9 protein-coding genes, 1 other RNA gene and 1 pseudogene are annotated in these 8079 nt (G+C 70.9%); 5 read left to right on the top strand and 6 right to left on the bottom strand.

What is annotated here, in order from left to right:
- From BG452_RS24860 to rnpB, 3 genes and pseudogenes are all read left to right on the top strand, one after another.
- Positions 1 to 433, top strand: a pseudogene (locus tag BG452_RS24860) (RNB domain-containing ribonuclease); the annotation flags it as partial.
- A 179-nt stretch (positions 434 to 612) separates the two neighbouring features.
- Complete coding sequence (locus BG452_RS24855; RefSeq protein ID WP_188306589.1) at positions 613 to 2106, top strand: MFS transporter; 1494 nt, start codon at positions 613 to 615, stop codon at positions 2104 to 2106.
- A 13-nt stretch (positions 2107 to 2119) separates the two neighbouring features.
- Positions 2120 to 2517, top strand: an RNA gene (rnpB, locus tag BG452_RS24850) — RNase P RNA component class A.
- Positions 2518 to 2731: 214 nt separating this feature from the next.
- Here the strand turns inward: rnpB and BG452_RS24845 are convergent.
- Complete coding sequence (locus BG452_RS24845) at positions 2732 to 3121, bottom strand: hypothetical protein (RefSeq protein WP_188306588.1); 390 nt, start codon at positions 3119 to 3121, stop codon at positions 2732 to 2734.
- 840 nt (positions 3122 to 3961) lie between these two features.
- Here BG452_RS24845 and BG452_RS24840 point away from each other — a divergent pair.
- Entirely contained in the window at positions 3962 to 4564 is a 603-nt protein-coding gene (locus BG452_RS24840; protein WP_188306587.1) for an HD domain-containing protein, read from the top strand.
- Here BG452_RS24840 and BG452_RS24835 read toward each other — a convergent pair.
- Positions 4552 to 5025 (bottom strand): NUDIX hydrolase, encoded by a 474-nt coding sequence (locus tag BG452_RS24835; RefSeq protein WP_188306586.1) that lies wholly within the window; start codon positions 5023 to 5025, stop codon positions 4552 to 4554. The genes BG452_RS24840 and BG452_RS24835 overlap by 13 nt on opposite strands.
- Positions 5009 to 5782 carry an XRE family transcriptional regulator gene (locus tag BG452_RS24830; protein ID WP_188306585.1) on the bottom strand — a complete coding sequence of 258 codons (774 nt, stop codon included), beginning with the start codon at positions 5780 to 5782 and terminating at the stop codon, positions 5009 to 5011. Before BG452_RS24830 ends, BG452_RS24835 begins: the two co-directional genes overlap by 17 nt.
- Positions 5783 to 5878: 96 nt before the next feature.
- On the opposite strand from BG452_RS24830, the gene BG452_RS24825 reads away from it, so the two are divergent.
- Positions 5879 to 6577 carry an HAD family hydrolase gene (locus BG452_RS24825; RefSeq protein WP_188306584.1) on the top strand — a complete coding sequence of 233 codons (699 nt, stop codon included), beginning with the start codon at positions 5879 to 5881 and terminating at the stop codon, positions 6575 to 6577.
- Here BG452_RS24825 and BG452_RS48160 read toward each other — a convergent pair.
- The 3 genes from BG452_RS48160 to BG452_RS24815 form a co-directional block, all read right to left on the bottom strand.
- Positions 6536 to 6712 carry an NUDIX domain-containing protein gene (locus tag BG452_RS48160; RefSeq protein WP_411293007.1) on the bottom strand — a complete coding sequence of 59 codons (177 nt, stop codon included), beginning with the start codon at positions 6710 to 6712 and terminating at the stop codon, positions 6536 to 6538. The genes BG452_RS24825 and BG452_RS48160 overlap by 42 nt on opposite strands.
- A 196-nt stretch (positions 6713 to 6908) precedes the next feature.
- Complete coding sequence (locus BG452_RS24820; protein ID WP_188306583.1) at positions 6909 to 7166, bottom strand: Prokaryotic metallothionein; 258 nt, start codon at positions 7164 to 7166, stop codon at positions 6909 to 6911.
- Positions 7167 to 7333: 167 nt separating this feature from the next.
- Positions 7334 to 7741, bottom strand: coding sequence for an ACT domain-containing protein (locus BG452_RS24815; RefSeq protein ID WP_188306582.1), 408 nt, complete (start codon positions 7739 to 7741; stop codon positions 7334 to 7336).
- Between the last annotated feature and the right edge of the window lie 338 nt (positions 7742 to 8079).

Below are 8079 nucleotides of genomic sequence, written 5' to 3'. Positions count from 1 at the left end.
GTACGCGCACTGCACCGCGCCGCTGCGCCGGCTCGGGGACCGCTTCGCCCAGGAGGTGTGCGCGGCGGTGGCGGCGGGCGAGGACGTGCCGGACTGGGCGCGGGAGGCGCTGCCGGCCGTGCCGGCGCTGATGGCGAGCGGGGACCGGCGGGCGGCCGAGGTCGAACGGGCCTGTGTGGACCTGGTGGAGGCGGAGCTGCTGGTCGGCCGGGAGGGCGAGGACTTCCCGGCGGTGGTCATCGATGTGGACGGGAAGCGCCCCGGCTCGGGCACCGTCCAGCTGCGCGAGCCCGCCGTCCGGGCCCGCTGCGACGCGGCCGTGAACGGCTCGTCCGGCGGGGTGCCCGTCGGGCTGCCGCTGGGCCGGGAGATCGACGTCCGGCTCACCAGGGCCGACCCGGCCACCCGGACGGTCCGCTTCGAGGCGGTCTGAGTGGAGTCCTGAGCGGCGGTCCGAGCGGTGGCCTGAGCGGTGGCTCCGGGGCGGTCCGAGCGATGGCCTGAGTAACCGTCGAGTGCCCGTCCGAGCGGCCATCCGAACGCCCCACCCGAGCGTCCGTCCGGGTGACCGTTCGCACCGCCGCCCCGGCCCGGTGGTGGGAGGATCGGTCCGTGCCCGATCCCCAGCCCCCCGCCGCCCCCGACGCCGGGCGCCGCCGCCGTCTGCTCGTCCTCGCGATCTGCTGCCTGAGCCTGTTCATCGTCGGCCTGGACAACACCGTGGTGAACATCGCGCTCCCGGTGATCCAGAAGGACCTGGACGCCCCGGCCTCCGGCCTGCAGTGGATCATCGACGCCTACACCCTGGTGCTGGCCTCGCTGCTGATGCTGTTCGGCTCGGTGGCCGACCGCTTCGGCCGCCGCCGGGTGTTCCAGATCGGGCTGACCTGCTTCGCGCTGGGATCGCTGCTGTGCAGCCTGGCGCCGAGCCTGGAGTGGCTGGTGGCCTTCCGGGCGCTGCAGGCGGTGGGTGGTTCGATGCTGAACCCGGTGGCGATGTCGATCATCACCAACACCTTCACCGATCCGAAGGAGCGGGCCCGGGCGATCGGCGTCTGGGGCGGGGTGGTCGGCATCTCGATGGCGCTCGGCCCGCTGCTCGGCGGCTTCCTGGTGGACGGTGCCGGCTGGCCGTCGATCTTCCTGATCAACGTTCCGGTGGCGCTGCTGGCGATACTGCTGACCGTCCGTTACGTCCCCGAGTCGCGCGCGCCGCGACCGCGGCGGCTCGACCCGGTGGGGCAGCTGCTGATGGTCGTCCTGCTGGGCTGCGGCACCGCCGCGATCATCGAGGGCCCGGGCAGCGGTTGGACGTCCCCGATGATCCTGGCCCTGGCCTCGGCCGCGCTGGCCGCGCTGATCGCCTTCCCGTTGTGGGAGCGGCGGGTCGCCGAGCCGCTGGTGGACCCACGGTTCTTCGCCAGCGCGCCGTTCACCGGCGCCACCGTCACCGCGGTCTGCGCGTTCGCCGCGCTCGGCGGCTTCCTCTTCCTCAACACCCTCTACCTGCAGGACGTCCGGCACTACGGCCCGGTCGAGGCGGGCCTGTGGACGCTGCCGATGGCCGGGCTGATGCTGGTCTGCGCGCCGTTGTCCGGACGGATCGTCGGCAGCCGGGGGCCGCGGCTGCCGCTGGTGATGGCCGGGCTGGGGCTGGCCGCGAGCGGGCTGCTGCTGACCCGGCTGACCGCGGACTCCCCGGCGGCGCTGCTGCTGGTCGCGTACGCGCTGTTCGGCTTCGGCTTCGGCATGGTGAACGCGCCGATCACCAACGCGGCCGTCTCCGGCATGCCGCGGGCCCAGGCGGGCGTGGCCGCGGCCGTCGCCTCGACCAGCCGCCAGGTCGGCCAGTCGCTGGGCGTCGCGGTGATCGGTACGGTCGTCACCTCGGCCGTGGTGGGCCCGGTGGCGACCGGCTTCGCCCCGGCCAGTCACGCCGGCTGGTGGATCCTGGTCGGCCTCGGTGGGGCGATCCTCGCCCTGGGGGTGCTCACCACCGGCGCCTGGGCCACCGGTACGGCCGCCCGGGTGGCCGCCCGCCTCGGTGCGGAGCCGCCGGTGGCCCGGTCCGGTGTGCGGGAGGCCGCGTCCGAGCGGCTACCATGACCACTACGGCGGAAGAGCCGGCCGGGCGGCCGCGACGGGTCCCAGACCCGCCGAGGAACGTCCGGGCTCCACAGAGCAGGGTGGTGGGTAACGCCCACCCGGGGTGACCCGCGGGACAGTGCCACAGAAAACAGACCGCCCACCGCTTCGGCGCGTGGGTAAGGGTGAAACGGTGGTGTAAGAGACCACCAGCGACCGGGGTGACCCGGCCGGCTAGGTAAACCCCACCTGGAGCAAGGTCAAGATCGGTGCCTTCGGGCGCCGTGCGCGAGTGTTCGAGGGCTGCTCGCCCGAGCTCGCGGGTAGACCGCACGAGGCTGTCGGCAACGGCAGCCCTAGATGGATGGCCGTCTCCCCGGGCCGCGCAAGCAACCCGGGCGACAGAACCCGGCGTACAGGCCGACTCTTCCGTCGCCTAGCTGAGGGAAGGCCCCCTGACCTGCAACTTTGCAGGTCAGGGGGCCTTTTCATGTCTCGAAGATCTGTAACCGCTTGCTGACTCCTCGCGCCTGTCTCCTCGCGCCTATTGCGGCCTGTTTCTGGATGTGCCGTGGCGATCGTGTGGCGGTGAGAATGGTCGAAGCAGCCGCCCAAGAGCCCCGGTAGCTTCGTTGTTTCGTTGTAGCTAGCTGGCCAGCGCCTCCCCGAGCAGCGCGTACGGCCGACCGGTGAGCTGGCGATGCAGCGTCTCGGCGCGGGATCGGATCAGGCCCTCACGGTAGGCGGCCGGCAGCCGCTCCCACACCCCGGCCGCCATCTCGGCCGCACCGGTCGGGTCGCCGTCGACGCGGAGGCATGCGGCGGTGTCCACTGCCAGCAGGGCGCGTGCCATTACCGACGGAGAGTCCGTGAGTGCCAGGGCGTCCTCCTGTGCCTGGTAGGCGTTGCCCGTGTCGCCCAGCAGTGTGTACGCCTGCGACAGGTGCACGTGGTGCTTCTGCTCGGGGTAGCCGAACCAGGTGTCAGCCGCCTCGGCGCCGTCCAGGCGCTCCGCCAGACTCCGCACGTCGTCCACCGGGCCCCACCGAGGTCGCCGGAGGCCGCCAGAGCCCGCGCGGTGACAGCCGCAGCGAGTGCTCCGGCCGCCGTCGGGCTGTTCCCCGCCTCCCACCGGGCCTGCTCGGCGATCCGAGCGGCCGCCCCGGGAGCGCCGTATTCGGATCGGTTCGATCACCGTGGATCGCCTCCACACCAGGAAGATCCCGGCCTGACCGGCCGTGGTTGAACGTTGTGACCGCCCAGCTGCGGTCGATGGCGTCCTGTGCGACCGCACTGCCGAGGAACCACGTCCCGCCAATGATCAGAATCTTCATGGCCCAGATCTTGCCGAATCCGATAGCGGAGCCACTACTCCTGACGGTCATTCAGGGTGGCAATCAACGCAGCAGGCGCCCCGGGCGCGGCGGCGCAGAGCAAGGCCGATGACACTGCGCCGATACACCGCTCTACCGCAAACTTGGCTTCGAGGACAACGTCGGCTCCATGAGACTCTTGCGGCCCTGAACAGCGGTTGCGCCGAACAAGTCGCCGAGCGTGCACAACCCGAAGGACATTTTCTCAGGACGACCTCCGAACCCCGCCGTCCGGCCCCTGCCCTGGTCCATCAACGGCTCAGGGCTGGCACCAGCCAGCTGGTGCCAGCCCTACTGGAACAGCACCAGCAGCCGGACGGCACCATCACGGTGCCGGCGGTGCTGCAGCGCTGGCTCGGCTGCGAATCCTTGACCCCTGCACCAAACCGGTAGTCCCACTGGGTTGAAGGCCCGGAAGCCGCATCCGATTCTGTGGCCAGGGGCTGCCCGGGCCACCGGTGCGGCGTAGGACCCGGGGAGCCCCTGTCCTCGTGCCGGACCGCATGGAACAGCCGGACGGCGGGAAGGCCGACAGCGTGACGGAGACTTTGCCCCAGTGGGCGCGGCGGATCGCCGAACAGGAGCTGGCGGACACCCTGCCGAGGCGGTGGTCGCACTCCCAAGGGGTGGCGCGCCAGGCCGCGCAGTTGGCGGCGGTCGCCGGGGCCGATGATGGCCTGCTGGTCGCGGCAGCGGTGCTCCACGATGTCGGCTACGCACCTCGCTTGGCCCTGACTGGCTTTCATCCTCTGGACGGCGCACGATTCCTGCGGGACGAGCATGGTGCGGATGAGCGGCTGGTTCAGTTGGTCGCCAACCACTCCTTCGCCCTGCTGGAGGCCGAGGAGCGCGGGCTCCGGCCTCAACTGGAGACAGAGTTCCCGCTGCTTGAGAACCAGGTGCTGGTGGACGCACTGGTCTACTGCGACATGACCACGACCCCCGACGGGACGCCGACCAGCGCCCGGGACCGGGTCACGGAGATCGTCGCCCGGTACGGAGCCGGCACGCTGGTAGGGCGCTTCATCCAGCGGGCACAGCCGGAGATCGAGGCGGCGGTGGCCCGTACCGAGCACCAGGTCGCCGCTGGAGTTCAGCCGAGGTAGGGGTATCGGCCGCTGAGGTAGTGGCCGATCTGCTGGCGCATGCTCGGGTGGATGTCGTAGTCGTCCAGGTCGCCTGGCCGTACCCAGAGCACGCCGTCCGCTTCGTCGTTGATCGTGGGCGCGCCGCCGACCGGGCGGCCGATGTAGACGACCTCGAACTGCTGACGGGCTTCGCCGTTGCTGCTGTAGACGACGATGTGCGCCGGGTTGGAGTAGACGCCGAGGAAGCCGGTGATCACCGCCTTGATGCCGGTCTCCTCCTCGCACTCCCGCACCGCGCAGTCGGCGGCGGACTCGCCGATGTCCTGCTTGCCGCCGGGCAGCGCCCACTGCCCGGTGTCGCGCCGGCGCTGCAGAAGGATCGCGCCGTCCTCGTTCTGAACGAGCAGGTTACTCGCGGGCACCAGCGAGTTGGCCGCCGGTGCCGCCGGATCGCCGTAGTACTCAGTCCTGCCGGCCATGCGACTGGGCTCCCTCTGCGTCGTCGGTCCACGGCCGGGCGGAGTCCCAGACCGCGTCGAAGCTCGTAGCGTAGCCGTCGAACCATCCTGTCTCCGGCGTCTTCTGGAGGTGCAGCAGGGGGTTCGCGGACGCCGGCTGGCCCCAGACGTGCGGGTTGACCAGCAGGTCGTTGTCGTAGCGGAACAGGGAGTTGTAGAGCGTGGTGTCGTGCAGGCGGATCTCGCAGCCGGGTGTCCCCAACAGCGGCCGGTAATAAGTGAGCGAGGCGCGGACCTTCGCAGCGAGCGCATCCCCGATCCCCTCCTCCCGCCCGCGGATCGCTACGGCGTGGCCCTGCGGGTCACCGAAGCACAGCCGGACCCGGGCTCCGGCCGCCGCGCGCTGGGCGAGCATCGTGGCGATGCGGGGGTTCGATTGGGCGAAGAACGTCCCCGAGAACACCAGCACATTGATGCACTGCTTTGCTTCCAGCAGCAGGGAGAGCCACATCTCCCGCGGGACGCTGGCACGGTCCGGGTATGTGGCCACGAGGCCGGCACTCTGCCCGGGCTCTTGTCCGTTCCTGGGCCGGGTCTCCGGCCAAAGGAAGGTCTCGTCCACCTTCAGGTGGTGCGCGACGCTCCACCGATGGCGCGCGTGGGGTACGCGACCGCTTAACCAGCGGGTCACGGTCTTGGGGTCCACCTCGCAGACTGTCGCGAGTGTCTCCGGGGGGACACCGCGCTGGGCAAGTGTGGAGCGCAGCCGCTCGTTCACAGTGGATATCCAACCGGAGTCCCCCGAGGACCCGCAAGGACGTCTTGGGACGCGCGGCGGCCGCCGCGCGCACGCCGTGCTGCCTACGCTGGCGGGATGGCGCTCATCGTCTTGTGGGACATCGACCACACGCTCATCGACAACGCCGGGGTGAGCAAGGAGATCTATGGCGCGGCATTCGAGGCCGTTGCCCAACGCCGGCCATCGGGGCCTGCCGTGACCGAAGGCAGGACCGATCGGCTGATCATGCGGGAGATGTTCGACCGAGACAGCCTGGCGCGGCCGGGCTGGGACACCGTGCAGGCGGCTCTCGAAGCCGCCGAGTCTGAGCGGTTCGAGGAACTGCAGCGGCGCGGCAGCGCGCTGCCCGGTGTCCGGGACACCCTGACTGCGGTCGCAGATGAGCCTGGGATCATCTCGTCCGTGCTGACCGGCAACATCGCGCCGAATGCCCGTCTGAAGCTCGCCGCGTTCGGGCTCGACGGCCTCGTGGACCTGTCCGTTGGTGCGTACGGTGCTGACCACCTTGAGCGAGCAGCGCTCGTCGCGGTGGCCCGAGACCGCATCCATCGCGCCTACGCTGTACCCGCCGGCACGCCCGTGGCACTGGTTGGCGACACCCCCCGAGACGTTGAGGCCGCACTGACGAGCGGGGTTCAGATCATCGCCGTCGCCAGCGGAGTTCACGCCGCTCACGAACTGCATGGGGCTGGCGCCGACGTGGTGCTGCCAGACCTGATCAACACGGGAGTCCTACTGAGTCACTTTGGCCGCATCTCCGGCACCCAGAGCTGACGCCCATGCTTCCCCAAGCGGTACTACTGACAGAGAAGTGACAAGCTGCGGAATGCGGATGGCTCCGCCAAGTTCCTCGTGCACCTCCCGGCGTAACGCGTCTTCGACGCTGGCGTCAGTCTCTTCAACGCCCAGCCGACGTGATCCAGTACGGCTCCCGGCGGGGTCCGGTTCATGTAAACGCGCAGGTCAAGACATGATCGACACGGGATCGGCCTGTACCCGGCGTACAGGCCGACTCTTCCGCCCCTGACCGTCGAAGGCCCTCCGGCCCGCGCTATTCGCGCGGGCCGGAGGGCCTTCGTGCGTTCCGGCCCCGGAGGGGCGGGGCTCAGGCCGGGTGGGCGCCGACGGCGTCGCGGATCTGTTCGCCGAGGCCGCCGTTGACGCGGGCGCAGTTGGCGCAGCAGAAGAACATGCCGGCCACCTCGACGCCGTGGCCGACGATGCGCACGGTGCACTGTTCGCAGCGGGGGGCGAGCTTCTCCATCGCGCACTCGAAGCTGTCGAAGGTGTAGGTGTCGCCGGTGACGGTCTTGATCTCGAAGGCGAGCCAGTAGTCGTTGCCGCAGGTGACGCAGATGGCCATGGCGGCCGTCTCCTTCCGGTGGGGGCCGGCCCTGGCGGGGCGGCTCCTTCCAGTGTCGAAGGGCCGCCGGGCGGTGGCCACCCGGCGGGCCCGTCCGGCGGGACGGTCGGTCAGGGCGGTCGGCCGGGGTGTGCGGTCAGGGTGGTCGGCCGGGGCGGGCGGGCCCCTCAGGCGGAGTCGGCGGAGAGCTGCTCCAGGGCCCGGACGGCGTCCTCGGCGTCCTCGGCGTCGTCGGCGGCGACGAACAGGTGGTCGTGGTGGAAGCCGGCCACCACGTTGCAGCTGATGCCCTGCTCGGCGAGCCGGGTGGCGACGGCCGCGGTCAGTCCGACGGCTTCCAGCGCGGAGTGGATCTGCAGGGTGATCCAGGCCGCCACGTACTCGTAGCGCAGCCCGAGCGCGTCCGCCTCGTCCTGGGTGACAACCACCGTCACCCCTTCGGGTTCGGCGACGGTCACCACCGGCCGCATTCCGGCGGGCACCTTCGCGGGGAGGGTGCAGTAGACGTACCGCCCCGGGTTGAGCTGCGGGCGCATCCCGCGGAGCAGGGTCGCAAGGTCTCGTTCACCGGCCATGCCCGTCACCGTATCGGTTCGTCCTGGGCCCGTGCCGTCCGGCGGAGCCGTGTCGGTACCCGTTGACGAGCGACAGTCACCGATATATCGTCGAACTATCGAGACAGTGACTCGACTGTCTCGGAGAACCAGATGGAACCTCAAGGAGGTGGGCGCCATGCGCTCAGGAATGCGATTTCGCGGAGAGGGCCCGCGCGGCGGCGGGCGCCGTGGGCCGGGCCCGGAGTTCCGGGGGATGCCCGGGGGCGGCTTCGAGGGGCGGGAGGCCTTCGGCGGCTTCGGCCCGCCGTTCGGCGGCGGTGGCCCCGGCCGGTCGATGGGCGGCCCGTTCGGGCACG

This window comes from Streptomyces sp. CBMA123 (assembly GCF_014596465.1).
Lineage (GTDB): Bacteria > Actinomycetota > Actinomycetes > Streptomycetales > Streptomycetaceae > Kitasatospora.
Note: the sequence above shows the minus strand (reverse complement) of the source record. Positions and strands in the feature narration are given on the sequence as shown.

Excerpts from the sequence above, each read along its gene's own strand:
- BG452_RS24825 (WP_188306584.1), top strand. The coding sequence starts at position 5,879 with ATGGCGCTCATCGTCTTGTGGGACATCGACCACACGCTCATCGACAAC.
- BG452_RS24815 (WP_188306582.1), bottom strand. The coding sequence starts at position 7,741 with ATGGCCGGTGAACGAGACCTTGCGACCCTGCTCCGCGGGATGCGCCCG.
- BG452_RS24820 (WP_188306583.1), bottom strand. The coding sequence starts at position 7,166 with ATGGCCATCTGCGTCACCTGCGGCAACGACTACTGGCTCGCCTTCGAG.
- BG452_RS24835 (WP_188306586.1), bottom strand. The coding sequence starts at position 5,025 with ATGGCCGGCAGGACTGAGTACTACGGCGATCCGGCGGCACCGGCGGCC.
- BG452_RS24840 (WP_188306587.1), top strand. The coding sequence starts at position 3,962 with ATGGAACAGCCGGACGGCGGGAAGGCCGACAGCGTGACGGAGACTTTG.